Here is a 624-nt window from a genome sequence, read left to right as displayed (position 1 = left end):
AAATTTCAGCGTTTTGGCATTACTCAACAGCTATTCGCGCTGAAGAAGCCGATCCTGATAAGCGATGCCACCAGTCAGTACCTTCAGACCGCTCAATCAGCACCCTCGTGAATGAGGCGGGATGATGAAAGAATGGCAGACTAAACGGCCTGACTTATTTACCAGGCGGGTGGTTAATCACACGGGACCCGACAGCTATTCAAATCCCATGTGTATGTTGTAACGACTGTTTGACTCGTTGACACTGCCCAGTGCAGAACCTTTTATCTCAAGGTAGTACTGCCCCGGTGTTACGTCCTCGGTGATCATGAAGTGTCCACTGTTGTCGGTGTCGCTAGCTAGTAGCTGATCAGCAGAGTTGTATAATGCAGCTTCGATTACCATTGATTGGCCTGAATCGCTGGCAAGGTGTTCGCTGCTTAAGTAAAGCTTCCCAGCCCGATCAACCGGGACTTGGTAGCGAACGGAGGTGCTCGCTAACTGCTGGGTAGAAGAGATAAGTGCCTATTCAAAATTAATCGCGTGATCAGTTCCGTAACCACCGAGTAAGCGGTGTACCTCTTCACGTAGACGTTCAAACGAGAGATAGGCACTCAAGGGCAGCCAGGTGTACTTCATCTGCCG

At 49.8% G+C, this 624-nt stretch carries 1 pseudogene; it reads right to left on the bottom strand.

Going from position 1 to position 624, the window contains the following annotated elements:
* Window positions 1–504: 504 nt before the first annotated feature.
* Window positions 505–624: pseudogene (locus R3F72_RS18600) on the bottom strand (IS630-like element ISHsp2 family transposase); the annotation flags it as partial.

It is taken from the genome of Salinicola sp. 4072, assembly GCF_036663415.1.
Classification (GTDB): Bacteria; Pseudomonadota; Gammaproteobacteria; order Pseudomonadales; family Halomonadaceae; genus Salinicola; species Salinicola salarius_A.
This window is presented reverse-complemented; position numbering and strand designations above follow the sequence as displayed.